The 26,787-nt window shown below is 48.8% G+C and carries 27 protein-coding genes and 1 pseudogene; 22 read left to right on the forward strand and 6 right to left on the reverse strand.

Annotated features, from left to right (window positions below; translation table 11 throughout):
• Nucleotides 1-9: 9 nt before the first annotated feature.
• From KOG47_RS03735 to KOG47_RS03770, 8 genes are all read left to right on the forward strand, one after another.
• Nucleotides 10-843 (forward strand): MetQ/NlpA family ABC transporter substrate-binding protein, encoded by an 834-nt coding sequence (locus KOG47_RS03735; protein ID WP_159562602.1) that lies wholly within the window; start codon nucleotides 10-12, stop codon nucleotides 841-843.
• Between the two features lie 101 nt (nucleotides 844-944).
• Nucleotides 945-2,159: an MDR family MFS transporter gene (locus tag KOG47_RS03740; protein ID WP_214757535.1), complete on the forward strand. Its 1,215-nt coding sequence runs from the start codon at nucleotides 945-947 to the stop codon at nucleotides 2,157-2,159.
• 178 nt (nucleotides 2,160-2,337) lie between these two features.
• Nucleotides 2,338-3,099, forward strand: a complete 762-nt coding sequence (gene sufC / locus KOG47_RS03745; RefSeq protein ID WP_143180266.1) for a Fe-S cluster assembly ATPase SufC — start codon at nucleotides 2,338-2,340, stop codon at nucleotides 3,097-3,099.
• A gap of 12 nt (nucleotides 3,100-3,111) precedes the next feature.
• Nucleotides 3,112-4,380: a Fe-S cluster assembly protein SufD gene (gene sufD, locus KOG47_RS03750; RefSeq protein ID WP_012726853.1), complete on the forward strand. Its 1,269-nt coding sequence runs from the start codon at nucleotides 3,112-3,114 to the stop codon at nucleotides 4,378-4,380.
• A 1-nt stretch (nucleotide 4,381) separates the two neighbouring features.
• The gene (locus KOG47_RS03755; RefSeq protein WP_031422927.1) at nucleotides 4,382-5,602 is read left to right on the forward strand and encodes a cysteine desulfurase; all 1,221 of its coding nucleotides are present in this window, start codon (nucleotides 4,382-4,384) and stop codon (nucleotides 5,600-5,602) included.
• Nucleotides 5,592-6,026 (forward strand): Fe-S cluster assembly sulfur transfer protein SufU, encoded by a 435-nt coding sequence (gene sufU / locus KOG47_RS03760; RefSeq protein ID WP_026825487.1) that lies wholly within the window; start codon nucleotides 5,592-5,594, stop codon nucleotides 6,024-6,026. The genes KOG47_RS03755 and sufU overlap by 11 nt, the downstream gene beginning before the upstream one ends.
• 19 nt (nucleotides 6,027-6,045) lie before the next feature.
• Nucleotides 6,046-7,443, forward strand: a complete 1,398-nt coding sequence (sufB, locus tag KOG47_RS03765) for a Fe-S cluster assembly protein SufB (RefSeq protein ID WP_012726850.1) — start codon at nucleotides 6,046-6,048, stop codon at nucleotides 7,441-7,443.
• Between the two features lie 112 nt (nucleotides 7,444-7,555).
• On the forward strand, nucleotides 7,556-8,539 hold the full coding sequence (locus KOG47_RS03770; RefSeq protein WP_159562599.1) for an L-lactate dehydrogenase: 984 nt from the start codon (nucleotides 7,556-7,558) through the stop codon (nucleotides 8,537-8,539).
• Between the two features lie 35 nt (nucleotides 8,540-8,574).
• Here KOG47_RS03770 and KOG47_RS03775 read toward each other — a convergent pair whose 3' ends face one another.
• A complete protein-coding gene (locus KOG47_RS03775) occupies nucleotides 8,575-9,957 on the reverse strand; it encodes an alanine/glycine:cation symporter family protein (RefSeq protein WP_159562598.1) in 1,383 nt (460 codons plus the stop codon).
• A 92-nt stretch (nucleotides 9,958-10,049) separates the two neighbouring features.
• On the opposite strand from KOG47_RS03775, the gene KOG47_RS03780 reads away from it, so the two are divergent.
• The 8 genes from KOG47_RS03780 (at nucleotide 10,050) to KOG47_RS03815 (ending at nucleotide 17,002) form a co-directional block, all read left to right on the forward strand.
• Complete coding sequence (locus KOG47_RS03780; RefSeq protein ID WP_214690688.1) at nucleotides 10,050-10,322, forward strand: acylphosphatase; 273 nt, start codon at nucleotides 10,050-10,052, stop codon at nucleotides 10,320-10,322.
• Nucleotides 10,323-10,526: 204 nt separating this feature from the next.
• Nucleotides 10,527-11,846, forward strand: coding sequence for a branched-chain amino acid transport system II carrier protein (gene brnQ / locus KOG47_RS03785; protein ID WP_074036366.1), 1,320 nt, complete (start codon nucleotides 10,527-10,529; stop codon nucleotides 11,844-11,846).
• Between the two features lie 105 nt (nucleotides 11,847-11,951).
• A complete protein-coding gene (locus KOG47_RS03790) occupies nucleotides 11,952-13,133 on the forward strand; it encodes an MFS transporter (protein ID WP_159562595.1) in 1,182 nt (393 codons plus the stop codon).
• An 11-nt stretch (nucleotides 13,134-13,144) separates the two neighbouring features.
• Nucleotides 13,145-13,990 carry a DUF72 domain-containing protein gene (locus KOG47_RS03795; RefSeq protein WP_047795123.1) on the forward strand — a complete coding sequence of 282 codons (846 nt, stop codon included), beginning with the start codon at nucleotides 13,145-13,147 and terminating at the stop codon, nucleotides 13,988-13,990.
• A gap of 15 nt (nucleotides 13,991-14,005) precedes the next feature.
• Nucleotides 14,006-15,346 (forward strand): bifunctional metallophosphatase/5'-nucleotidase, encoded by a 1,341-nt coding sequence (locus KOG47_RS03800; protein WP_251125252.1) that lies wholly within the window; start codon nucleotides 14,006-14,008, stop codon nucleotides 15,344-15,346.
• A 48-nt stretch (nucleotides 15,347-15,394) separates the two neighbouring features.
• The gene (locus KOG47_RS03805) at nucleotides 15,395-15,763 is read left to right on the forward strand and encodes a YutD family protein (RefSeq protein WP_047795125.1); all 369 of its coding nucleotides are present in this window, start codon (nucleotides 15,395-15,397) and stop codon (nucleotides 15,761-15,763) included.
• A 158-nt stretch (nucleotides 15,764-15,921) separates the two neighbouring features.
• Complete coding sequence (locus KOG47_RS03810) at nucleotides 15,922-16,227, forward strand: hypothetical protein (RefSeq protein WP_214690691.1); 306 nt, start codon at nucleotides 15,922-15,924, stop codon at nucleotides 16,225-16,227.
• A gap of 103 nt (nucleotides 16,228-16,330) precedes the next feature.
• A complete protein-coding gene (locus tag KOG47_RS03815; protein WP_215243787.1) occupies nucleotides 16,331-17,002 on the forward strand; it encodes a DUF975 family protein in 672 nt (223 codons plus the stop codon).
• Nucleotides 17,003-17,046: 44 nt separating this feature from the next.
• Here the strand turns inward: KOG47_RS03815 and glpX are convergent, their stop codons facing one another.
• Nucleotides 17,047-18,027: a class II fructose-bisphosphatase gene (glpX, locus tag KOG47_RS03820; RefSeq protein ID WP_159562592.1), complete on the reverse strand. Its 981-nt coding sequence runs from the start codon at nucleotides 18,025-18,027 to the stop codon at nucleotides 17,047-17,049.
• Nucleotides 18,028-18,185: 158 nt separating this feature from the next.
• Here glpX and KOG47_RS03825 point away from each other — a divergent pair, with 158 nt between their 5' ends.
• The gene (locus KOG47_RS03825; protein ID WP_074036381.1) at nucleotides 18,186-18,629 is read left to right on the forward strand and encodes a DUF86 domain-containing protein; all 444 of its coding nucleotides are present in this window, start codon (nucleotides 18,186-18,188) and stop codon (nucleotides 18,627-18,629) included.
• Between the two features lie 4 nt (nucleotides 18,630-18,633).
• Entirely contained in the window at nucleotides 18,634-19,413 is a 780-nt protein-coding gene (locus KOG47_RS03830) for a TIGR01457 family HAD-type hydrolase (RefSeq protein WP_214690694.1), read from the forward strand.
• 19 nt (nucleotides 19,414-19,432) lie between these two features.
• On the opposite strand, the gene KOG47_RS03835 is transcribed toward KOG47_RS03830, so the two are convergent.
• On the reverse strand, nucleotides 19,433-19,660 hold the full coding sequence (locus KOG47_RS03835) for a NifU family protein (protein ID WP_012726833.1): 228 nt from the start codon (nucleotides 19,658-19,660) through the stop codon (nucleotides 19,433-19,435).
• A 129-nt stretch (nucleotides 19,661-19,789) separates the two neighbouring features.
• Here KOG47_RS03835 and KOG47_RS03840 point away from each other — a divergent pair, with 129 nt between their 5' ends.
• Both KOG47_RS03840 and KOG47_RS03845 read left to right on the forward strand, forming a co-directional pair.
• Entirely contained in the window at nucleotides 19,790-20,095 is a 306-nt protein-coding gene (locus KOG47_RS03840; RefSeq protein WP_214683915.1) for a YuzD family protein, read from the forward strand.
• A gap of 167 nt (nucleotides 20,096-20,262) precedes the next feature.
• On the forward strand, nucleotides 20,263-21,549 hold the full coding sequence (locus KOG47_RS03845) for a globin-coupled sensor protein (protein WP_214690695.1): 1,287 nt from the start codon (nucleotides 20,263-20,265) through the stop codon (nucleotides 21,547-21,549).
• A 93-nt stretch (nucleotides 21,550-21,642) separates the two neighbouring features.
• Here KOG47_RS03845 and KOG47_RS03850 read toward each other — a convergent pair whose 3' ends face one another.
• Together KOG47_RS03850 and KOG47_RS03855 are read right to left on the reverse strand one after the other, a co-directional pair.
• The gene (locus KOG47_RS03850) at nucleotides 21,643-23,073 is read right to left on the reverse strand and encodes a S8 family serine peptidase (RefSeq protein WP_215243788.1); all 1,431 of its coding nucleotides are present in this window, start codon (nucleotides 23,071-23,073) and stop codon (nucleotides 21,643-21,645) included.
• A 240-nt stretch (nucleotides 23,074-23,313) separates the two neighbouring features.
• Complete coding sequence (locus KOG47_RS03855; protein ID WP_074036387.1) at nucleotides 23,314-24,369, reverse strand: NAD(P)/FAD-dependent oxidoreductase; 1,056 nt, start codon at nucleotides 24,367-24,369, stop codon at nucleotides 23,314-23,316.
• A 98-nt stretch (nucleotides 24,370-24,467) separates the two neighbouring features.
• Here KOG47_RS03855 and KOG47_RS03860 point away from each other — a divergent pair, with 98 nt between their 5' ends.
• Nucleotides 24,468-24,704: a YuzB family protein gene (locus tag KOG47_RS03860; protein ID WP_012726828.1), complete on the forward strand. Its 237-nt coding sequence runs from the start codon at nucleotides 24,468-24,470 to the stop codon at nucleotides 24,702-24,704.
• Nucleotides 24,705-24,908: 204 nt separating this feature from the next.
• Nucleotides 24,909-26,120, forward strand: coding sequence for a NupC/NupG family nucleoside CNT transporter (locus KOG47_RS03865; RefSeq protein ID WP_074036391.1), 1,212 nt, complete (start codon nucleotides 24,909-24,911; stop codon nucleotides 26,118-26,120).
• A 41-nt stretch (nucleotides 26,121-26,161) separates the two neighbouring features.
• On the opposite strand, the pseudogene KOG47_RS03870 reads toward KOG47_RS03865, so the two are convergent.
• Nucleotides 26,162-26,735 (reverse strand): annotated as a pseudogene (locus KOG47_RS03870) (nucleotidyltransferase family protein).
• Nucleotides 26,736-26,787: the final 52 nt, after the last annotated feature.

The following is a 26,787-nucleotide window of genomic DNA, read 5'->3' on the forward strand; positions in this document are numbered from 1 at the left end:
GGATTCATTATGAAAACTTGGAAAACAGTACTCGGATTGACAGCATTATCAGCATTCACGGTTCTCGCGGCTTGCGGCGGGGAAGAGGCAGAAACAGGTTCTGGCGATGAAAAAACATTGATCGTTGGTGCGTCAAACGTACCGCACGCTGAGATTTTAGAGCACGTACAAGAAGAATATGAAGCAAAAGGTTACAAACTCGAAATCAAGAAGTTCCAAGACTACGTGCTTCCGAACAAGACGCTCGCGAGCGGGGAGCTCGATGCGAACTACTTCCAACACGAGCCATACCTCGAGTCACAAATGGCTGAGAACAAAGACTACAAATTCGCATCAGCAGGTGGCGTGCACATCGAGCCGATCGGTGTCTACTCACAAAAATACAAATCGCTTGACGAGCTTCCTGAAGGAGCGGAAATCATCATGAGCTCATCGGTCGCTGACCACGGACGAATCCTTACGATGCTCCAGTCAGAAGGTCTCATCACGCTTGCGGAAGGCAAAACGGTCGATGCGACAGTCGCTGACATCGTCGACAACCCGAAAGACTTGAAATTCAAGACGGACGTGGAAGCAGCACTTCTTCCAACGGCTTACAACAATGGAGAAGGCGATGCGGTCCTCATCAACACGAACTATGCAATCGATGCAGGTCTCAACCCACTCGAAGATGCGATTGCACTCGAAGGGGAAGACTCACCATACGTCAACTTGATCGTCACGCGTGAAGGGGACGAAGAAGACGAGCGCGTCAAGGCACTCCTCGAAGTATTGACGTCTGAAGAGACACAACAGTGGATCTTGGACGAATACAAAGGTGCGGTCGTACCGGTCAAACAATAAGTCATTTCGACTCAGGAGACTTCCTCCTGGGTCTTTTTTTGTCTAGTGTTCTTTCATAAAGAGAAGTACACTACATATATGAAAGAAAAGGGGGGATTTGGATGAAGCTCAGACAGATTCATCCACTGACGTGGGGCGTCCTGTTCGGGACGTTTTTTGCACGACTGGCGACGTTTTTTGTCATGCCATTTTTTGCGATCTATCTAGCTACGCTCGGCTTTTCAGCGAGTGTGATCGGAACGATCTTTGCCGTGACGGCACTTTCAGGTCTGTTCATGAGCTTCTTTGGGGGGACACTCTCTGATCGGTATGGACGAAAACAGCTCATGTTGATCGGGATCGTGCTGAATGCCGTCACGTTCGCTGGTCTCGCACTTGCGACGGAACTGTTTTGGTTTTACATGCTATCGATGTTGATGGGGATGTCGCGATCATTCCTAGAACCGGCTTCGCGTGCACTCATCAGTGATACGACGCAGGCAGATCAGCGAGTCATCGTCTATAATGTCCGTTACTTCATGATTAATATCGCCGCGGCCATCGGACCACTCTTGGCGGTCGTCTTGTCACTCACTGGTGTGAAGACCGCATTCTTCGTCGTGACGGCTGTCTACATATTATACGGGATCATTATATCTATCTTGTTTTACAAATATCCGTTTGAAGAAGGGGACGGAATCAAGGCACGCCCGCGCTTGACGGAGACGTTTCGTGTCCTGAGAGATGACCGAACGTTTCGGGCGGTCATCATCGGGATGATCTTCGCGATTATCGGTTATAGCCAGTTCAATTCGACGCTCCCGCAATTCATCGCGCTACGCGATGGATTAGAAGAAGGCTCGAGATTATTCGCCTACTTATTAACGACGAACGCCATCACGGTTCTCATCGTTCAATATCCGATCATGCGTTTCGGGATTCGTGTCTCTCCGATCAAGTCACTCTTCTTCGGGATTTCGACGTTGTCATTCGGACTTTTGCTCATCGGATTTGCGACGGTAGAGTGGGTCCTATTTGTCGCGATGGCCATCTTTACCGTCGGTGAGGTGTTGATGTTCACGATGACGGACGTCTTGACGGATGAACTCGCGCCGGAACATTTACGGGGCACTTATTTCGGGGCGATGGGATTGACGTCACTCGGACAGACAATCGGACCGATTATCGGGGGTGTATTACTCGATACATTCGGTCAGTCGTCTCTTCCTGTATTCGGAAGTTTGGCACTCTTGACGGGGTGTGGTGCCTTCTTCTTCGCGGCTGCCGTACGGGAACGGAAAGCAGTCCTCGCACTCGTCGAAGAAAATGCCGGATAATGTCTTGATTTCCTACTATTAGCATTCTCAACTTTTATCATTCTATTGAGAATGAATTCTAAGGTGAGTCGCTTGAAATAAAAAAATGACTAGTCTAAGATTAGAATATATCTAATCTACGCCATTCACTATGGCGAGAAAATACGGAAGGGGTATCCGAATGTCTAACGTACCACAAATGAAAATTGATGACCTCCGCGTCTCAATCGAAGGAAAAGAGATTGTCAAAGGTCTTAACCTAGAAATTAAAGGTGGCGAAATTCATGCCATCATGGGTCCGAACGGGACTGGTAAATCAACACTCGCATCAGCACTCATGGGTCATCCACTTTATGAGGTCACTGGGGGAAGCGTCGAATTAAACGGCGAAGATGTCCTCGAGATGGAAGTCGACGAGCGCGCACAAGCAGGGATGTTCCTTGCGATGCAGTACCCGGCTGAAATCAGTGGTGTCACAAACGCGGACTTCTTGCGTTCAGCAATCAACTCACGTCGTGAAGAAGGTCAAGAAATCTCGCTCATGAAGTTCATCCGTGAACTCGATGCGAAGATGGAACTTCTCGAAATCCCTTCAGAAATGGCACACCGTTACTTAAACGAAGGATTCTCAGGCGGTGAGAAGAAACGTAACGAAATTCTTCAAATGATGATGATTCAACCGAACATCGCCATCTTGGATGAAATCGACTCAGGTCTTGATATCGATGCCCTTAAAGTCGTTGCCAAAGGCGTAAACGAAATGCGTTCAGAAGAGTTCGGCTGCTTGATCATCACGCACTATCAACGTCTCCTCAACTATATCGAGCCAGACTTCGTACACATCATGATGGACGGGAAAATCGTCATGTCTGGTGGTAAAGAGCTCGCACAACGACTCGAGGCAGAAGGTTACGACTGGGTGAAGCAAGAACTCGGAATGACAGTAGACACAGAAGCGTAAGGAGGCTGTACGATGACCGTACAATTTGAATTGGATGCACAAGCGTTGTCGGCACGTGCAGAAGCGCTCGGCGGACCAGCATGGATGGTCAACCGTCGTAAAGAGGCAGCAGAACTTGCGCCGACACTTGCTTTGCCAAAAGTTGAAAAGATTAAAATTGATAAGTGGGACTTCGCAGCGGGTGATGTCAATCTCGGACCGAAAGACGGTTTGACAGCTGACATCGAATCACTCCTCGGAGACCACCGGACAAACGTGCTCGTTGAACGCAATGGTCATGTCGTCTATAACGAATTGTCGATGCCAGAAGGCGTCTTGTTCATGGGAATCAAAGAAGCGATGGAGCAACATCCTGAGCTCGTTGAGAAATACTTCATGACGGAAGGCGTACGTGTCGATGAAGAACGTCTTTCGGCGCTGAACGCTGCCCTCACAAACGGTGGGGCGTTCATTTACGTACCGAAAAACACACAATTGAAAGATCCGCTTCAAGCGATCTTCACGATGGAACAGGCGAACGGTGCCCTCTATCACCACACGATCCTCGTCGCTGACGAAGGCAGTGAAGTGACATACATCGAAAACTTCCTTTCTGGTACGAACGAACCGCACACGGTCAACGTCGTGACGGAAGTATTCGCTGGAGAGAACGCAAAAGTCGTCTTCGGTGGTGTCGATCAACTCGCTGAATCTGCACTTACGTTCATGAACCGTCGCGGCGTCGTCTATGCGAACGGTCGTCTTGATTGGGCGCTCGGTCACATGAACGACGGGAACTCGGTCGTTGAGACGAAGACTCACCTCGTCGGAGACAACACGTATTCGGATACAAAAGCTGTGACAATCGGTCGCGGTGCACAAAAACAAAACTTCAACATCCGTACCGACCACTTCGGAAAAGCATCTGAAGGGTTCATCTTGATTCACGGTGTCCAAAAAGACGCAGCCACTGCGATCTTCAGCGGGACATCGATGATTCACCACGGTGCGTCAAAATCGAACGGTGTGCAAACAGAGCGCGTCTTGATGCTCTCTGAAAAAGCTCGTGGGGATGCCAACCCGATTCTTCTCATCGATGAAGATGATGTTATGGCAGGTCACGCGGCATCAGTCGGCCGTGTCGATGATGTTCAATTGTACTACTTGATGAGCCGTGGTTTGTCTCGCCAAGAGGCAGAGCGTTTAATCATCCACGGATTCTTGACGCCTGTCGTCGAAGAACTCGCAATCGATTCGGTCAAAGACCGTCTCCGCGAAGTCATCGAAGGGAAAGTACGTTAAGATGTTGAACGCCTCGATTCGTGAACAGTTTCCGATTTTAGATCAGGAAATCAATGGACACCCGCTCGTTTATCTTGATAGCGCGGCGAGCTCACAAAAGCCGCTCGCTGTCATCGAGGCGATCGAGGACTATTATCGTCGCAACCATTCGAACGTGCATCGTGGCGTCCATACGCTCGGGACGCAAGCGACGGATGCGTATGAAGGAGCACGCGAACGCGTCCGCTCGTTCATCCATGCGGCGGTTCCTGAAGAAATCATTTTCACTCGTGGAACGACGACGGCCATCAACTTGGTCGCATCGAGCTACGGAGATGCGAATGTCGGTGAAGGCGACGAAATCGTCCTCACCCCGATGGAACACCATGCGAACTTGATTCCGTGGCAACAACTCGCTAAACGTAAAGGCGCGACGCTTCGATACGTCGAGCTCACGCCGGACGGACGGGTCACACTGGATGCCGTTCAAGCGGTGTTATCGGACCGGACGAAAATCGTCGCGATGAGCCACGTCTCGAACGTACTCGGGACGATTAACCCGATTGCCGAAGTCGCTCGACTCGCGCATGAAAAAGGTGCTGTCATGGTCGTCGATGCCGCACAAAGTGCACCGCATCGAAAATTGGACGTCCAAGCACTCGACTGTGACTTCCTCGCCTTTTCTGGACATAAGATGCTCGGACCGACTGGAATCGGTGTCTTATATGGGAAGAAACAACTCCTCAAAAACATGGAGCCGGTCGAGTTCGGTGGCGAGATGATCGACTATGTCGATTTGTATGAATCGACGTGGAAAGACATCCCGTACCGTTTCGAAGCGGGGACACCGATTATCGCCGGAGCGGTCGGACTTGCGGCTGCCATCGACTTTTTAGAAGAAATCGGTCTTGAAAACGTCGAAGCACACGAACGTGAACTCGCGTCTTACGCAATCGAGCAGATGAAAACGATTGAAGGGATCGAGATTTACGGTCCTGAAGATCGCGTCGGTCTCGTCACGTTCAACTTGAAGGACGTTCATGCGCACGACCTCGCGACTGTGCTCGACATGCAAGGTATCGCGGTTCGTGCCGGTCATCACTGTGCACAACCACTCATGCGTCTTTTGAAGCAATCATCGACGGCACGGGCGAGCTTCTATTTGTATAACACAAAAGAAGAAGTCGACCGCTTCATCGAGGGATTACGTCAAACGAAGGAGTATTTCAATTATGAGTTTTAATAATCTCGACATGTTGTACCGCCAGGTCATCATGGATCACTATAAAAACCCAAGAAACCGTGGCGTCATCGAAGATGGCGTGACGGTGGACTTGAACAACCCGACGTGTGGGGATTCGCTTCGTCTTCAACTACAGGTCGAAGACGACATCGTCAAAGATGCGAAGTTTGAAGGGGAAGGCTGCTCAATCAGTCTCGCCTCGGCATCGATGATGACCCAAATCGTCAAAGGAAAAACAGTAGAAGAGGCGCTTCAACTCGCCAACATCTTCTCTGAAATGGTTCAAGGCAAAGAGTACGACACGGATACGTTTGACCTCGGTGATATCGAGGCGCTCTCAGGCGTATCGAAATTCCCGGCTCGAATCAAGTGTGCCACGCTCGCGTGGAAGGCGCTTGAAAAAGGAGTAGACGAGGACGCGTAAGGAGAAGGAGGAGACCGATATGGCAAAGAACATGCCGGAAATTGGCGATTATAAATACGGCTTCCATGATCGGGACGTTTCGATTTTCCGTTCAGGCCGTGGCTTGACGACAGAAATCGTAGAGACGATCTCACGCATGAAAGAAGAGCCACAATGGATGCTCGACTTCCGTTTGAAGTCGTTGGATCACTTCAACAAGATGGCGATGCCGACATGGGGCGGAGACCTCTCGGCACTTGATTTCGACGAAATCACGTACTATGTCAAACCATCTGAAAAGACAGAACGCTCATGGGATGAGGTACCAGAAGAAATCAAACGTACGTTTGACAAGCTCGGTATCCCAGAAGCAGAGCAAAAATACTTGGCAGGTGTCTCGGCTCAGTATGAGTCTGAGGTTGTCTACCATAGCATGCAAGAAGACTTCGAAGAAAAAGGTGTCATCTTCAAAGATACAGACACAGCCCTCAAAGAAGACGAAGAGATCTTCAAAGAGTACTTCGGGAAGTTGATTCCGCCGACGGACAACAAGTTTGCGGCCCTTAACTCAGCTGTTTGGTCGGGTGGCTCGTTCATCTATGTACCAAAAGGCGTAAAACTTGAGCAACCGCTCCAAGCCTACTTCCGCATCAACTCGGAAAACATGGGTCAATTCGAGCGTACGCTCATCATCGTCGACGAAGGCGCATCGGTTCATTACGTCGAAGGATGTACGGCACCGGTTTACACAACGAACTCGCTTCACTCAGCGGTCGTTGAGATCTTCGTCAACAAAGATGCATATTGCCGTTACACGACGATCCAAAACTGGGCGAACAACGTCTACAACTTGGTAACGAAACGTGCAGTCTGTGAAGCGGGTGGATCGATGGAGTGGATCGATGGAAACATCGGATCGAAACTCACAATGAAATACCCAGCTGTCATCTTGAAAGGGGAAGGCGCACGTGGGATGACACTCTCAATCGCCCTCGCTGGTAAAGGACAGCACCAAGACGCTGGCGCTAAAATGATTCACCTCGCACCAAACACGTCGTCGTCTATCGTCTCAAAATCGATTTCGAAACAAGGCGGAAAAGTATCGTACCGTGGAATCGTCCACTTCGGCCGTAAGGCGAAGGGCGCACGTTCGAACATCGAGTGTGACACGCTCATCATGGACAACGAGTCGACTTCAGATACGATCCCGTACAATGAAATCTTGAACGACCAAGTGTCGCTCGAGCACGAAGCGAAAGTCTCAAAAGTGTCAGAAGAGCAACTCTTCTACCTCATGAGCCGTGGAATCTCGGAAGAAGAAGCGACAGAAATGATCGTAATGGGCTTCATCGAGCCATTCACAAAAGAATTACCAATGGAATATGCGGTCGAAATGAACCGTCTCATCAAGTTCGAGATGGAAGGTTCGATTGGATAATTGCTTGAATGACGGATTTCCTGTAAAAAGGAGTCCGTTTTTTTTTGTTATGTCGTTGCCATATGTAGGGTATGCTAAAAAAGAGAAAGAATCATAGAAAGGATGGATACACATGTCACGTATTCCGCATAAAGATGAGATTGACCCGAAAGACATCACTCGCATCGCCGTCATCGGTGCCGGTTGGGTCGGCGTCAGTTTCGCCTATCAATTATCCACGGCTGCGCTTTGCGAGGAGCTCGTCTTAATCGACTCGAATCATGCCAAGGCAGAAGGAGAGGCGATGGACCTCAATCATGGGATCTCATTCGCCCCGACACCGGTCCGGATTTGGGCAGGGGACTACTCGGATTGTAAAGACGCAGATATCGTCGTCATCACGGCAGGAGCCGCACAAAAACTTGGGCAGACACGGATGGACCTCGTCGAGCAAAACGCCAAGGTCGTCCGCACCGTGACCGAAGACTTGATGAAGAGCGGGTTCGACGGCATTTTAGTCGTCGCGACGAACCCGGTCGATGTGATGGCACACGTCGCCTGGAAAGCATCTGGTTTACCAAAAGAACGCGTCATCGGTTCAGGGACGGTCCTCGATACAGCACGACTCCGTTACAAACTTGGAGACTATTTCGAACTATCGCCACGAAACTGCCACGCCTACTATATGGGTGAACATGGGGATACGGGCTTTGTCGCATGGAACAACGCACGCATCTATGGGAAGAGTATCGATGAACTATTGGCGGAGAACGAGAAATATCAGTTCGAAGACTTAGAAGCGATCTATGCGGACGTACGCGACGCTGCTTACCAGATCATCGAGCATAAGAACGCCGCCTATTATGCGATTGGGGTCGGCTTGCTTCGCATCATCCGGGCCATCGTCCGAAATGAAAACTCCGTCGTGACGATTGGCGCTCACCTAGACGGCGAGTACGGGGCGAGTGACGTGCATATTGGCGTACCAGCCTTGATTGACCGAAGCGGCATTCGTAAGATCATCGAGATTGAATTGACGAACGAAGAACAACAGAAGTTTGACGCCTCGGTACAAACTATCAAAGCAGGGATTGAGAAAGTCGAGCCCGCATCCTAAAAAAGATCCGACTGCTTAGGCAGTCGGATTGTTGGTTAAGACGCCTCTTCTTCGGCGATATCTTTCTTGTAATACTTCTCGGATGTGAAGAACTCGGTTGTCAATCGTTTCACTTCACCACTTAGAAGCAAGACGGCAATCATATTCGGGATGAGGATCATCGCTAGCATCAAGTCTAGGAAGTTCCAAATCATCTGAGCGCCTCCAATCGAACCGATGACAATCGAGACGATATATACGGCCTTCATGATTTTTCCTGCCGTCAAACCGAATAAGTACTCGGCTTGTCGCGAGCCGTAAAAGATGATGACGATAATGGTCGAGAGGACGAAGAAGATGAGTGAGATGGTGACGAGTAAGCTTCCCGTGTAACCGAAGTATTCATTGAAAGCAATCGTCGTCAACGCTGCTGGGTCATCCATCGCTCCGTCTGCCGTCCAGACACCTGAAGACAAGACGACGAATGCGGTCGTGCTACAAATGATGAGCGTATCGATGACGATCCCGATGACGGCCCAGAACCCTTGGCGCACCGGATGGTCCGTCTGTGCCGCGGCGTGGGCAATAGGTGCCGTTCCAAGACCGGCTTCATTTGAATAGAGTCCACGGGCGAAGCCCCAACGAATCGTCTCAGCAACGGCGGCACCGGCAAACCCACCGAACGCGGCCATCGGCTCGAATGCATAAGAGAAGATGAGACTGAGAACGTTTGGAATCTCAGAGAAGTTCATCAAGACGATGACGAGTCCGGCTCCGACATAGACGAGTGCCATGCCAGGGACGACGATCTCGGTGACTTTCGCGATGCGCTTCAGTCCGCCAAAGACGATGATGCCCACAAGAATAGCGACGACAATCCCCGTGATGAGCGTGTTCCCATTGAACGTCTCACGGACTGCCGAGCTGACAGCGTTTCCTTGTACCATGATACTCGGAATGAGTTCGATCATGAGAGCGAAGGCGAACCACGTCGCGAGCCACTTCCAACGAAGTCCTTTTGATATGTAGTAGACCGGTCCCCCGACAAATTCGCCGGCATCATTCTTCTCACGATAGTGCACGGCCAGTACGCTCTCTGAGAACTTGATGGCCATGCCGATGATAGCGATGACCCACATCCAGAAGATGGCACCCGGTCCCCCGAACATAATCGCTGCAGGTACACCGATGATGTTCGCGGCCCCGACTGTTGAAGAGAGGGCTGACGTCAACGCTTGTCTCGGACTGATGTCGCCTTCACCTTTCGGCTTTTTGAAAATGCTGCCGAATGTTTGCTTGAATATGTAGATGGGGTAACGAAACTGAAAGAAACCGAGCTTGATGGTGAGGAAGATACCGGATAAAACGAGTAACGAGATAATCGGTACGCCCCAAAGCCAGTCGGAAACGTTCGTGACAAGAGTAATAAATTCATTCATACAACCACTCCAATTCCATTATTTTACTTAAATACTGTTTCCTAAAGTAAGGACCTCTAAACATCTTTGACAAAATAAAGGAGGAAAATAGAATGAGAGTTGCTAAACGTTTGATTGTATCTGGACGTGTCCAAGGCGTGGGGTTTCGATTTTTTTCACAGGAGACCGCGCAACGATTCGGCATCAAAGGATGGGTTCGCAATCTAAGTGACGGGACAGTCGAGCTACATGCAGAAGGAACCGAGCAAGAAATCGACGCCTTCGAGCAGACGTTGAAGGATGGCAATCGCTTTGTCGGTGTCGAACGAATCGAAGAGACGGAAGCGAACGATCAGGAATTTCGCTCGTTCGACATACGCTATTAACCGCTTACATCTCCTTACATGTGAAAGGGAGATTTTTTTGTGAAATCTACATTTCAAAAAATTAAACCTCGAATTTTGGAGATAGGGTGGTCAAACGATAGGAAGTGTGTATAATGAAATAGACCAAGCGATATATTGTCAGAAAATTTAGTTATTATTTTTTTGTTAAGTCGTTCGGAATATCAAGTGTATGGAGGTAGTTGTATGAAAAAATCGACATTGTTCCCGTTAGCGTTTACGATTTTTGCTTTATTCTTTGGGGCCGGGAACTTGCTGTTCCCACCTGAGCTCGGCGCCTTGGCGGGGGAAAACCTCGTACCGGCGATGATCGGGTTCGTCATTACGGGTGTCGGTTTACCGCTTCTTGCTTTGTTCGCAGTCGCTCGGGTCGGCGGCGGGACAGACCAAATTGCTCGTTATATTCCAAAGCGTCTCGCGCTTATCTTGACAGGATTGATGTATGTGGCTATCGGACCATTCTTCGGAATCCCGCGTACGGCTGCTGTCACGTATGAAATGGGACTCGTTCCGTTTCTCGATGCTCCTTCTACTTTGACACTCGCGATGAGTTCGACCGTCTTTTTCGGGTTGACGTTCTTCTTGACGCTTCGTGCTCAAAAGTTGATTGAAGTCATCGGGCGCATCATTACACCAATCCTCTTGTTCTTGCTTGCAGCGATTGGAATCACAAACCTCATCTCGCCACTCGGGGAGCCGGGAGCTCCAGCGGAAGGATTTGAGACATGGGTGGGTGCACTCGGCCAAGGTTTCCAACAAGGCTATTTGACAATGGATGTATTCGGGGCCCTCGTCTTTGGGGCAATCGTCCTCGTCACGTTGAAAGCTAATGGATTGAGTGACCAAAAAGAAGCGTCTTCGCTTCTTCGCTCTGCGGGCATGCTTGCCGTTACCTGTTTGATGCTCGTCTATATCTCGCTCGGTTCAATCGGTGCGAATATGACAGTCGCAGAAGGAACGACGAGTGGCGCAAGCCTTCTCCAAGCGTTCGCAGGTACGTCTTACGGACAAGTCGGAATGCTCGCACTCGGATTAGCGGTCTTCCTCGCTTGTTTGACGACAGCAGTTGGCCTCATCTCAGAGTTCTCACGCTTCATCAGCAATCAGTTTGATTCTCTCAAATATCATCATGTCGTCATCGCGACAACGTTGTTTGGATTCATGATCTCACTCGTCGGTTTGAGTTCGTTGATTCAAATCGCCGTGCCGCTTCTCACGCTCCTCTATCCGGTCATGATCGCACTCGTGCTCGTATCGGTGACGGAACGTCTTCAACGAAACCCTGGTGTGGCGATGAAAGCGACGATTTATACGGCGCTCGTTCTCTCGTTCTTTGAAACGTGGAACGGCATCCAGCCTTCTGCGGTTACTTCTTGGATTGGAAACTTACCAATGGCGGATATCGGACTTGCCTGGGCAGTTCCGACGATGATCGTCTATGCGATCACGCTTCTTCTTCCGAAAGGAACGTCACAAGAATCACTCGCTCAATCACGCATCTCATAAGTCTCGCCCATCCTTTGGTCAAGGATGGGCTTTTTTCTGTCTTATTGTTTGCCTGGATGTGAGCTCAAACAGTAAAATGGAAAGATGAAAAGGGAGTGACATTCGTTGACGACAAAACAAAAAAATCAATTGGCGATTCTCATGTTGAACATGTTTATCGCCGTCGCCGGATTTGGGATCATCATCCCGATTATTCCGGATTACTTAAAGATGATTGGCGAGGGAGGGACAGCCGCCGGACTCATGATTTCCGTATTTGCGGGTGCCCAGCTCGTCATGTCACCGATTGCCGGGAAATGGGCGGACGTCCACGGCCGCCGACTCATGATCATCCTCGGTCTGATCGGATTCACCATCTCGATGGGAGTCTTCTATCTATCAGATAATTTGACGATTCTTCTCGTCTCTCGTGCCATCGGGGGTGTTGGTGCAGCGCTTTTGATTCCTGCCATCTTCGCTTATGTGGCAGATATCACGACACTCGAGCAACGAGCTCGAGGAAACAGTTATATTTCCGCGGCAATGTCGCTTGGAATTGTAGTGGGACCAGGGATTGGTGGCTTTTTCGCTGAATTCGGCTTGAAGACACCGTTGCTTGTTTCAGCGATTGTATCGTTTATCGCTGTCATTTCGTCTGTGCTTCTTCTCAAGGAGCCTGACCGTGCTCCATACGTGGCGCCTAAGATTAAAGAGTCTTTACCGACGCAGCTGGTCATGTCGACGCGAAAACCGTACTTCTTCGTATTGGTCATCAACCTCGTCATGGCGTTTGGTCTGATGGCGTATGAATCGGTACTTGGGCTCTATGTCAGTGAGATGTTCAGTGCGACACCACAAGAGATTGCCATCATGGTAACCGGAACGGGGATTGTGAGTGTTATCGTTCAATTGTTTGCGGTGGACCGTCTCGTCGAATGGTTGGGTGAGACCAAGGTCGTACTTGCTTTCATCGCGCTCGCCTCATTTGGCTTCTTGTTATCTTTGTTCGCTGGTACGTATATGCTCTTCTTCGCAGTGACACTCGTGATTTTCTTATCGACATCTATTTTACGACCGGTGTTGAACACGCTCGTGTCGAAACTTGCAGGAAACGAGCAAGGTCTTGCCATGGGGATGAACAACGCTTATATGAGTATTGGGAATATTTTAGGGCCGACATTGGCTGGAATCGCCTTTGATATTGATATGCGCTATCCGTTCATGATGGGACTCGTCCTATTGCTCGTCACATACATGGGCACATGGAACTGGTCGAAACGGAAAGCGGCCGCCATTTCAGAATCGTAAAGGAGGACGCTATGATCTATGTAGGTGTGACCGGATGGGGTGACCACGATTTGCTGTATACGACCCCAGAAGAACGAAAACATAAATTATCGACATATGCGGGACATTTCCCGACTGTTGAAGTCGACTCGACCTTCTATGCGATTCAACCTGTGAAAAATTTCGAAAAATGGGATGGGGAAACACCGGATCATTTTCAATTCGTTGTGAAAGTTTCCAGGGAAATGAGCGGACATGATCGTGAGCCGAAAACGCCTTTGATTGAACTGTTTGAGCGTTATCGCGTCTCGGTCGATCCGTTAAAACGAGCGGGGAAATTACGGGCTGTGCTCGTTCAATTGCCGCCGTGGTTCGATGTGTCAAAGCCACACCTGGATTATTTGAGAACGCTTCGTGCCGAGCTGTCAGATTACGAGATTGCCATCGAGTTTCGCAATCCGACCTGGTTCTCAGAAGCGTTCCGGGACCGGACGCTTCAATTTTTGAAGGAGCAGCGGTTCATCAACACGATTTGCGATGAACCGCAAACGAAAGAGAGCAGCATCCCGTTCGTACCGGTCGTGACGCATCCTGATGTTGCGGTCGTTCGATTGCATGGACGCAATACGTCAGGATGGCTCAAAAAACCTGGAATGACGAGTCAAGAATGGCGGCATGTTCGCTGTCTGTACCGGTATAGCGAGGAAGAATTGCAAGAATTGGCGACCTCACTTCGTGAGATTGACCGTGAAGCGAAAGACGTGTATGTATACTTTAACAACAACTCGGCTGGGGATGCAGCACCGAATGCAAAGCGACTCATTGAGATTCTTGGCCTTGAATATGAACTCGCGCCGAGACAAATCAGTTTGTTTTAGAAGGAAGGGATGGCCATGACGACACTGTCTATTTTTCATTACAACGATCTTCATTCAAAGTTCGACCAATGGCCGAAACTTGTTTCATTTCTAGAAGAACATCGGACTGACGACACGCTGTACTTTGATTTAGGAGATCATGCCGACCGCACCCACCCGGCGACCGAAGTGACACGTGGAAAGTTGAATGTTCGTTTGCTCGAGCAACTCCGTCCGACAGCGGTCACCATCGGAAACAACGAAGGGATCACTTTTCCTCATGATTGGCTAGCCGAACTGTATGACGAAGCGACATTTCCCATCTTACTTGGGAATGTATATGAAGCAGACGGGTCACGACCGAATTGGGTCGATGAGACGCTCGTTCTTGAGAAAGATGGTTTCCAAATCGGCCTGTTTGGTGTGACCGCTCCATATGAAGAGTTATACCCAGAGCTCGGCTGGCAGATTGAATCGCCTTACGAGGCGGCGGAGCGAGCGCTGAAACAGTTGGCGCATTGTGATGTCATCATCGCGCTCAGTCACCTTGGGTTCTTTGGAGACGAGCGATTAGCTGAAATGTTTCCTGAAATCGATGTGATTCTCGGTGCGCATACACATCATGTTTTAGATGAAGGTGTGATGACGAACGGTGTGTTGATTGCACAGGCCGGAAAATATGGGAAGTACGTCGGTGAAGTCACACTGACGCTTGGCGAGTCAGGAATCGTATCGAAAGAAGCGCGCCTTCACGAACTGTCTCAGCAATCGGATAGTCCAGACACGTTGGCGTTGTTGCGCACAGAAGGGGCAGATGCCGAACGCCTTCTTGATGTCACGATTGCAGAGACGGATGGATACGCCTCCGATTGGTTCGGACCTTCTCCACTTGGTGACCTACTCGTCGAAGGGATGGTCGAATGGTGTGCGGCGGATGTTGGGATTATTCCATCTGGGGTTGTGCTAGAAGGCCTTGCACCGGGTGGGGTGACGCTCAACATGTTGCATCGGATCTGTCCGCATCCAATCAACCCTTGTGTGCTGACATTGGACGGTGAAACGTTGTCGCGTTTCCTTCACGATACTAATGAAGAAACGTTCACGAATATGCATGTCAGAGGTCTCGGGTTCAGAGGGACCGTTCTCGGAGAACCGAGTCTCTATCAAATCGAACAACGTGACGGTCAGACTTATGTGATGGGGGAACGATTGGATTTAAATCGGACATATCGTGTCGCAACGGTCGATATGTTGACATTCGGTCCGCTTCTTCCTTATTTGGCAGACCAACCGAAGCGATATTTCATGCCCGAACTTCTGCGAGATGTATTACGAGAAACAATCGTTGCCCGTCATGAAGTGATTCGAAAAGGATAGAGTGCATCGATGAGGGCATGCTATGATAACAGAGTGGAGGTGGGAGCGATGATTCGAGTGAATCGCCACGGATATACCGTCTTGGAAGAAAAACGGGACGGGTTCGATGAAGAGGCGTTTATCGCACGGTATAGTGACGTGCTAGATAAGTACGATTACATCGTCGGTGATTGGGGGCATGGTCAGTTGCGATTGAAGGGATTCTATGAACCGCAATCTAAATTGGCGACCTATGAGAACCGAATTGATCACGTGATGGACTACGTATACGAATATTGCAACTTTGGATGTCCTTATTTCGTTTTGAAAAAAGAAACGGAAATCAACGAAGAAGAGAGTGGACCCGTCTTTGGGGGAACGAAGCAAAAACTGAAGTTGAAGCGTAAGTTTAACAAGACCGATGAATCAAACGTGTGAAGTGCTGAGCAGTCAGCACTTTTTTTATTACATTTGATTTCCAAATATTTCGTTTAGGTAAAAAGTCGTGACTTCCGGTTTTGAGGTTGGAAAAATGTGATAAATTGTCATTAAGGATCGTTTCGTCGTTTTTTGGTTTTGATAGTGAGGTGATTTGGATGCAACATGTACAAACGACCGTCGGGGATCGGGATGACGTCCATAATCGAATTCATAACTTCGGACTCGGGATATTGGCCATGTTCTTTTTTGGTTTCCATATCATGATGACCTTTTATTTTACGGCGGCAGTCATTCTATTTGAACTCTTTCATGTGTTGATCATCCGTCGCTTTGAATATGGCCATTCGTTCTTGCGAGGCCGTGTCTTCAAAGTCACATCTCACCTTGTGTTATCACTCGGGGTGCTGTTGTTGATCTTGTCCATGTCTCAGTTCTTTTTAGGCAATGTGATGATTCGCTAAGCGGAAAGGAAAAATTCCTTTCCCTTTTTTTATGTTTTTTTGAAACGTATGGTCACCTTTTCACGTACACTAATAGAAAGACTACGAAAAAGGATGGATTACTATGAGATCTGAATGGAAACAACATGCACGACACGCCTTGAAAGGAAAATGGTGGTTGATGGCCGGATTGGCACTCTTGTTCCTCATTATTAACGGGATTCCGCAATGGTTTGCGCCTGAAATGGACGTCAACTCGCCAGAACCGTTCACATCGACAGAAGTCACTTTGAGCTTTGTATCGAACGTTCTGCAAATTTTAATTGCCCCACTTGCGATCGGTTGGTCGTGGCTTGCTCTCAACGTATCACGTGAGAAAGGAGCCTCGCTCTCAACGCTGTTCAAGCCGTTCCAGACACGTTACTTCAAACATGTCATCACCTCGTTTGTGATGGGGGTATTCCTCGTGTTATGGACGTTGTTACTCATCGTACCGGGAATCATCAAAGCCTTCTCGTACTCACTCACACCGTACATTTTGCGCGATCAGCCTGAGCTTTCGGCACTCGAGTCGATCACAGAATCACGTCGTCTTATGGATGGGCACAAGATGGAAGCCTTCATGCTCGTCTTGTCCTTCTTTGGTTGGTTCCTCGTCGGGATCTTGACGCTCGGGATCGGGTTCTTCTTCATCGGACCTTACTTCTCGACGACGTACGCGACGTTCTACGATTCGATTCGAGACAAGCAAATTGATTCGAATGAGCCAGTGCACGGAACAGAACAAGGATTTTAAAGAAACAAACGCCTCGCTCAAGTGATTGAGCAAGGCGTTTTTGATTAGGCGTTGACTTCAGTTTTTTGTAAGTATGGCTTCAACGACAAGTGGTGTTCGGCCACGACTTTACGAATCGTACGTGTCTTCGAGCGCATGACGAGTGATGTCGTCTCGACGATATCATCTGTTAAGAATTTGACGCCATCGAGCAACTCACCTGACGTGACACCTGTTGCGGCGAAGATACAGTCATCACTCTTGACGAGGTCGTCGAGCGTGAGGAGTTGGAGCGGATCTTCAATGCCCATCGAGATGACGCGTGCAGATTCTTCTTCATTCATCGGGTGAAGACGGGCCTGCATGTCTCCGCCAAGCGCTTTGACAGCTGCAGCCGTGATGACGCCTTCAGGAGCACCGCCTGTACTGATGAAAATATCAATCGGATTTGTTTTGACGGCAGCTGCGATTCCGGCCGAGACATCGCCATCCTCAAACAATTTGACGCGTGCGCCGACGTTCATGACGGCTTGGCGAAGGTGTTCGTGGCGATCGCGGTCTTGCATGATCACCGTCACTTCTTCAATACGTTTATTGTTATATTTTGCTGCTTTTTCGATGATCGACTCGAGTGGTTCATCGAGCGAGACTTTTCCTTTTAAGTTCGGCCCAACGACGAGCTTATCCATGTACATATCTGGTGCGTGGAGGAGGGCACCTTCATCCGCAACAGCGATGACGACCATCGCATCTCCGAGTCCTTTTGCGACAATGGATGTACCTTCGAGCGGATCAACGGCGATGTCGACTTTCGGACCGAACGTCGTACCGAGTTTTTCCCCAATGTAGAGCATCGGTGCCTCATCGAGTTCACCTTCACCGATCACGACCGTCGCATCCATGTTCACTGTTCCGAGAACTTCGCGCATCGCTGACGTAGCTGCGTCATCGGCTTCATTCTTTTGCCCGCGTCCAATCCATTTCGATGATGCGAGTGCTGCGGCTTCCGTTGCTCGTACGATTTCTAATGCTAATTCACGTTCCATAGTGTTGTACCCTCCACGTTATCTCTATTAAATGTGTTATACTTTTTATGGCTCAAATCCGTTGATTAGTGTATCACATTTTTATAAATGATGTAAATAGGGCAGGTTCTTTTCTCCAGAACGAAAAAGGATTAGTATTAACAGCAGGGGGGATCATCATGTATTTTGTGAATAGAGAGAAGATTAATCAGACACTGGAACAAATGGAGACGATGTTAGCACATACGGACCAACTGAGCGGAGATGCGTTTACGGTAGAACTTGCGAAACAACGAATGGCTGTCCTCCTGATAGAAGGGGTCATCGACGTAGGGAACTCGATGATTGACGGATTCATCATGCGAGACCCGGGTAGCTATGAGGATATTGTCGACATTCTGCTCGATGAACGCGTGCTCGATGAGAAGACGGGTAATGCCACCAAGGCGCTCGTCGGATTGCGTGCATACTATGTCCGTGAGTTCGTCGATGCAGACGCATCCCGCTTCGATGAATGGGTGAAGACGTCGAAACAAGACTTCACAGCGTTCTCCACGCAAGTTCGTCGCTACTTAGAGGTCGAACTTGGACCAGTGTCCGCATTCTTGCCAGAAAGCGAGTGATTGGATGGAACCGATAAAAGGATATTTGTTTGATTTAGATGGTACGATGTATGCAGGAATAGAGCCCGTTCAAGCTGCTGTCGATTTTGTAAACGAGTTAGAAGCTACGGGCGTCCCATACTTATTCGTCACGAATAACGCCTCGATGACACAACAGCAGATTGCGGATAAGTTGATTTCAATGGGGGCAAATGTGAAGGCAGAAAACGTCTTGACGAGTGCGATGGCGACGGCTTTTTATATTGAGAAGATGTCACCGGGCGCGACCGTCTATATGATTGGCGAAGACGGACTCCGACTCGCCTTAGAATCTCGTGGGTTCCACGTCACGGACGAACCGAAAGCGGACTATGTGGTCATCGGTCTCGACCGTCACATTACGTATGAGAAGTTGGCGCGAGGGGCGATCGCCATTCGTTCGGGAGCCCGATTCATTTCGACGAATGGGGATATCGCCATTCCGACAGAACGAGGGTTTTTACCGGGGAACGGGTCGCTCACATCCGTGTTGACGGTGACGACAGAAAAAGAACCATTCTTTATCGGGAAGCCAGAACCGGTCATGATTGATATTGCACTCGACATGATTGGATTGACGAAAGAGGATGTCGTGATGGTAGGGGATAACTATCATACAGATATTCTATTCGGGATCAATGGGGGAATCCGTACACTTCACGTCAACTCAGGTGTACACGGTCCAGCATTTGTTCAAGAACAAGAAAAACTCCCGACCTATATGGTTGAGAGTTTAAATGAATGGAAGCATGAAAAAAAGGGATGACGAATGTCTCCCTTTTTGCTTAGAATACTTGTTCTACTTCGACGATGCCTGGTACTTCTTCGATGAGCGCACGCTCAATACCGGCTTTTAGCGTGATTGTTGAAGACGGGCAGCTGCCGCAAGCACCCATCAAACGGAGCTTGACGATGCCTTCTTCGACATCAACGAGTTCGACGTCTCCGCCGTCACGAAGCAAGAACGGACGCAATTTATCGAGCACTTCTTGGACTTGATCAAACATTTCCATGGTATCTACCCCTTTCTCGTTCTACTTTATTCTAGCAAGTTTGAGAGTGTTTCTCAATCATTTACGCTGAGCGTTTCGTCATCGGGAGTGGGGAGGATTTTTGTATAATGGTTTCGAGGGGGAATGAAAATGAAAATCACGGTTTATGGGGCAGAGGTTCAATGTGCCAGTTGTGTCGGTGCACCGAGTTCGACCGAGACGTATGAGTGGTTGCAAAGTGCGCTCGGACGCAAGTATCCGGAGCAGTCCTTTTCTTTCGAGTATATCGATTTCGAACAGAGTGAGGACGAGTTTGCCCAGGCGCTTAAAGACGATGAATGGTTTTATCCGCTCGTCTTGCTCGACGGAGAAGTGATTGATGAAGGGGTCGTTCAGTTACGAAAAGTGTATGCGGCAATTGAGGCGAAACAAGGATCCGTCAATCATATAAAATAGTGAGCAAGTGGACGAACCATGCGATAGCAAGGTTCGTTTTTTGTTTACCTATAATTCAGAAAAAGATTTTACAACTTTTGTCTCTCGGGCTAAACTGAACATAACTTGTATAAATTTTATAATATTTTGAAAATTAATAAACCTGTTTATTAAAGGAGGACTATTTGATGTTTGCCCGAAAACGAAATATGCCGATCCATTTAGACACCTCGTCCCAAATGGAGCACTTGTTGATCGCACTTCCCGATGAGTTGGAACGACAACGTCAGTTGATTCGTCTCGAACGTGAGGATTTAGCTTATTTACGTGCGTATCAACAGGAATTACGTCAATTGACACCTCGGTTGGTTGATGTGTTTTATGAAGAGCTCGAAAAGATCGACGAGATGAGAGAGTTGATTCGGCAACATTCGTCATCGGACAAATTAAAACTCACTCTTTCTAACCATATAATGGAGATGTTTGAAGGGAAGTTGAATGAAGCATATATCAATCGACGTCTCGCCATCGCCAAACGTCATTATCTGATCGGTCTGAAAGGGAAATGGTATATGGCGGCCTTCCAAAAAATATTCGAGACGCTTGTCTTATCGATTCAACATGAGCAGCTCGATGCGGACTCGAAAATGAGGTTGATGATGGCCGTCTCGAAAATCTTTAACTTCGAGCAACAAATCGTGCTCGAGATGTTTGACGATGAAGCAGACGTCGTTCGTGACCAGATGCAACACGTGAAAGATGAAATCAGTCAAACGATTCAGCAGGCGAGTGAAGATTTGGCTGCCCTCTCACAAGAAGTCATGGCTAGTTTTCAGTCGATGAATGAGCGGGCAGATGATATGAAGCATTCAAGTTCACTCACGCAGACAAAGCTACGGACGGTACTTCACTCTTCAGTGAGTGGGAAAGACACGATTTTGTCGGAGGCGGGACGCCTTGATGAAATCGCGCGTGACCTCTCCGATTCAGCTCAGGAAATCAAGGCGCTCGAAAGATTGATGAACGAGATCATGACGATTGCGGATTCGGTCAAACAAATTGCCAACCAGACGAACCTACTTAGCTTGAATGCCGCGATTGAAGCAGCACGGGCAGGCGAGCAAGGGAAAGGATTCCAAGTCGTCGCTTCCGAAGTACGGACGCTCGCGAGTCAATCGAAACAAGCGGCAGAAGAGGTGGAGGATTTGGTGAAGCGTCTCACGAACCAGATGGAAGAGACTTCGAGCCGCGTCTTATCGACCGAGCAAGAGATGAAGCAGACGATGGGACGGATCAATGAAGTGACGGATGCCTTCCTCCAAATTTCGGGTGATTCGGAGCATGCTGACGGGCAGATGGGGAGTCTCGCCGGTGATATAGATGAGATTGTGGAATCCATTGCCGAACTCAAGCGTGCCACGACCCAGATTGCGACGTCTTCGACACGGTTGATGGATACCGCACAACGATTGTAAGTGGTCAAATGATAAAAAAGACGAATCAGGTCGCATGACACGACTTGATTCGTCAATTAGTGAAGTCGAGCGAAGGGACTCGACTTTTTTTATTTAGAGAAGCTGGAACGATGACGTCGCTGAATCAGCCGTGTAGCCGGTAAGCGTCGCATCAGACTTCACTTGATACGTTCCGCGTTGTGACCAAGAATTCGTCGAGAGTGTGAATGTGATGGTTCCTGATGAATTCGTCTTGCCTGTACCGACAAGCGTCGTACCGTTCGGTTGTGTGACCGTCACACGAACATCGGCGTTTGCGACCGCTTGGCCATTTGAATTTCGTACTGCCGAAGAAATCGAGACGACTTCACCAGCGTAGTAAGAAGACTTCGATGTCGAGACTGTCGTCGTGAGTGCTTGGACAGGTTGCGTCGTACCACCAGAAGTCGGGGATTGGACAAGTCCGTTCCCGAACCATGTGTCGCGACCTGTTGTACCAAGGTCGATGGAGTCTTGCGACAATTTTGTACGGAGTTGTGTGCTCGATAGCGTAGGGAACGCCTGTTTCATGAGTGCGAGGTTACCCGCCACATACGGTGTCGCCATTGATGTTCCGCTCATTTGACCGTAGCCCCCATTTGAGAGGGTCGAGTTGATGCCGACACCAGGTGCTGCCACTTCGACAGTGCTACCTGTCGCCGAGAACGAGGCACGGTTGTTGTTGATATCTGTTGCAGCAACAGCAATTGCCGAACTGTAACGAGCCGGATAGTTGACGAGGTCACCCGATCCATCGGTACGACCATTGTTACCCGCTGCCGCGACGACAAGGATGCCTGCATTATTGGCACGATCGACAACTTGTTGGAGCGTCGTCGATGGACTTGTCGTCCCGAGGCTCAAGTTGATGATATCCATATCATTAGTGATCGACCAGTCAATCCCTGCAACGATACTCGATAAGCTACCACTTCCGTTCGCCTCAAGAGCTTTGACGGCGTATATGCTTGCCTCGTGTGCAATCCCGACTGTTCCGATGCTATTGTTACGTGCACCGATAATCCCGGCTACGTGTGTACCGTGACCATTGTCATCGGCATACGAACTCGTGACCGTGCTAAATGAGGCACCACCAGCGATTGTTAAATCGGGGTGGGGCGAAATCCCTGTGTCGACGACGGATACTTTGACACCTTTCCCTGTGAATCCACTCTGCCAAGATGAAGGAGCTTTTAGTTTAGGAATCCCCCAGTCTTGTGTTTGATTCTCAATCTGTACGATTTGATCCACTTCCACGTGTGCGACGTTCGGGTTATTCTTCAGTCCATTCAAAGCAGCTTTCGGAACTTCGAGTGCTGCTGCAGGAATATTCGAATACTGTTGTTTAACTTCCATGCCTTCAATCGACAGCGGAATTTTCTTTGCCGATTCCTTGAAAACGACGATGACACGTTCTTTCTCTTTGTTTGGGGCGGCATCCGCACCCCCAGGTACGGTTGACAAGACAAGCAATGAGGCGAGGACGGAGCTACAGATTTTTTTCAACTTGTTTCCTCCTTTAGGGTATGTAGGCAAGATGACGGGATGTCGAACTGCCGTGACCATAGAGTAACAAGTTTTACCAACGTGTAGAATACGCCAATGGCATTAAATATCTGAATATTTAGATAAGGATACAGGGAATTCAGATACAAGACTTTTGACTCAATCGTTAGAAAAATGAATAGAAATAACAGATGAACAAATTAAAAAAGCGAACCAGCCAGAGGCTCGTTCGCAATGTATTCATTTAATGACTTTATGTTTCCAAAGGATACCGGACTTTAATAGTCGGGCTACTTTCCCGGTGAGTGATTGTTTCCCCATAAACACCCCAAAGCCAGCCTTCTTCCCGAGGGAACCGAGCGTCCCTTTCAGTTTGATGTCGGGTAATTCTGGATAATTGATACCTTTCCATTTGCAAAGCAAGACTTGAACGATCTGTTCGGCTTGGGCTTCGGCAAGTTGTCCGGACGGTGCGTACGGTAAGCTCGCATTGTCACCAACGACAAACACGTCCGGCAGTCCAGGAACAAAGTGATGTTCCGTCAATTTGACACGTCCGCCTCCATCGAGCTCCCAACCTTGATTCCGTACAACGGCGACCGGTTGAATCCCGGCCGTCCATACGGTCAGATCAGATGGGAATAAGTCTTCATGGTTCCATAATCCGTCAGCATCGACACGTGTGATGTTCGCATTATTGATGACTTCGACGCCGTGCTCCTCGAACCAAGATTGTACGTACATCGAGACACGATTAGATAAGAAAGATAGAACGGATGGTCCGCGGTCGAATAAACGGACCGTCAAATCAGGCCGGCTCTCACGAAGTTCGCTGGCGAGTTCGACACCAGATAGACCGGCACCGACGACAGAAACGACCGAACCTGGTCGCAGACCGTTGATCGCTTGTTGTGTCTTACGTGACTCTTCCAGTGTTTGAATACTGTACGTGAATTCGGCTGCCCCTTGAACGTTGTGGTATTTGTCTTCGCATCCTAATCCGATGACGAGGTCGTCGTAGGGCACTTTTTCTCCACTCGCGAGCAGAACCATTTTGTCTTCGGTGTCGATGTCCGTGACCTGTCCGTATATGTAATCGATTTCATCCGGAAAGTCAATGCGAATATCGCGGTCCGAGACCGTTCCTGCGGCCAGTGCGTAATACTCAGTTTTCAATCCATGATAAGGCAAGCGATCGACGAGCGTGACCGAGATGTCTTGTAACTGATGTCCAAGTACTCTCTCAATCACACGCATTCCCCCGTAACCGCCTCCTAAGACGACTAATTTGCGCATAATAATCCCCCTTTGTTACTCTTCAACTGTATCATGTTATAATCTGCCGTAGAAGAACCATTTTCCGATAATTCACGTAAAGAAAGACGGTGATATATATGATGAATCCGATCATCGAATTTTGTGCTTCGAATTTGGCGATGGGCTCACAAATTGCCCGGGCTAAATTAGAGTCCGACCCTGATCTTGATGTGGTCGAATATGGCTGTACAGGCTATTGTGGTGTCTGTTCCCTTGATCTCTTTTGCCTCGTAGACGGGGAAGTGGTGACGGGTGAAACACCAGAAGAGCTCGTGACGAAGGTGTATGAAAAAATCGAAGAGATGGCATGGTAAAAAGTTTGAGGAAATGACCTCAAACTTTTTTATTTCACCCGTTGCATTTTAAAAAGAGGGATGTTATATTCTAAGAGGTTCGAATGTAGGTTGTCTGACGTTTAACAACGATAAAAAGAAAGCGTTTCAAACGGTAGGACACATCTCTTTTCGGGTATGACACATATAATTGGTTTTGTTTAATATGAAAGGAGCACAACATCAATGAAAATCATGAGTGTGGTTGGTATTTTGGCACTAATTGCAATCGCTTACATCTTCTCTACCAACCGTAAAGCCATCAAATGGCGCACGGTCTTGGCAGCGTTCGCTGTTCAATTCGCATTTGCATTCCTCGTCTTATATACGGCATGGGGACGTAAGGCGCTTGAATGGATCTCAAATGGGGTTCAAGCTGTCTTGAACACAGCGGGTGACGGGATTGCCTTCGTATTCGGAACAGCAGTCGGTGGCGACAACTTCGTTTTCGCATTCCAAGTCCTTCCGATTATCATCTTCATGTCATCATTAATCGCATTGCTTTACTACCTCGGCGTCATGCAGTGGGTCATCCGTATCCTCGGTACTGCCCTTGCGAAAGCACTTGGTACGTCACGTAAAGAGTCACTTTCAGCAACAGCGAACATTTTCGTCGGTCAAACGGAAGCACCGCTTGTCATCAAGCCGTACCTTCCTACAATGACACAGTCTGAGCTCTTCGCAGTCATGGTCGGTGGACTCGCATCGGTTGCCGGATCTGTACTTGCAGGTTATGCAGCACTCGGTGTACCACTCGAATACTTGCTCGCAGCGAGCTTCATGGCAGCGCCAGCAGGTCTCTTATTCGCGAAAATCATCGTACCAGAAACAGAAGAGTACGATGACGACATCGAGATTGTAGAAGATGAAGAAGACAGAGCGGCGAACTTCGTCGATGCAGCGGCACGTGGTGCTTCTGACGGTCTCTTCCTTGCCTTGAACGTCGGTGCGATGCTTCTTGCATTCGTTTCATTGATTGCGCTCGTCAACTTGATCCTCGGTTCAGTTGGTGGACTCTTCGGATTTGATAGCTTGTCACTCGAATTGATTCTCGGTTACGTCTTCGCGCCACTTGCATTCGTGATTGGTGTACCATGGGCGGATGCTGTACAATTCGGTAGCTTCCTCGGTCAAAAACTAGTCTTGAACGAATTCGTTGCTTTCTCTGAGTTTGCTCCAATCATCGGTTCTGGTGATTTGTCAGCTCGTACAGAAGCGATGATCGCATTCGCACTTTGTGGTTTCGCAAACATCTCGTCACTCGCGATCCTTCTTGGTGGTCTTGGTGGTATGGCGCCAAACCGTCGTGGTGACATCGCACGCATGGGTGTTCTCGCGATTCTTGCAGGTACGCTTGCAAACTTGATGTCAGCTACATTGGCTGGACTTCTTCTTTAATCGGTATAAGAAAACGCGATCACTTCGGTGGTCGCGTTTTTTTAGTATGAGAAGGATGTATGTATGGTGATGTTTGGCCACTTGGCGGACCAGTTCTTTTGCTGCAACCGCTCCAGATAGATGGGATGCTTTGAAGAGTTCGAATCAAAGGGTGGTGTCGGTATAACGTGCATGTTGATCAAGTCGTGAATGCCGTGTGGGGCAGCGAGGATGAGGGAACTATCCGATTGAAGACGTACCCCGATCGCGGTGACGGTCTCAGGAAAATGTGCCAACGCATCGACCGATGAAGCATAGGGTGGAAGGTTGTTGACGTGATGCATTCTCGCTTGATTTTTGACAGACCAAGGTACATCGGGGATGAGGCGGAATAATCGCTCTTCGAGTTGTTTTTCGACTGCTTCCTCTGGTTGGTTTGGGTCGAAATAAATCACATCTACATCATCTGTTTTAGTCGATGTTTCGTATCCGTGAAGGTGGTCCCAGACTTTTAAACGAATATATCCCGCACCAAATCCAACAATCCGGTAAATCGAGGTTGGCGACGGCGTGGAGAAGCTTTATGAGCTCGGCGTCTTGTTTTAGAAAATGAACCAAATCCTGTTCGTCTGTCATAATGAATGCCCCTCCTTACAATATGGTTAAAAAAAGCACCTAGGCAACGCCT

The sequence above is a fragment of the Exiguobacterium sp. s121 genome (assembly GCF_018617245.1).
GTDB classification, from domain to species: domain Bacteria; phylum Bacillota; class Bacilli; order Exiguobacteriales; family Exiguobacteriaceae; genus Exiguobacterium; species Exiguobacterium profundum.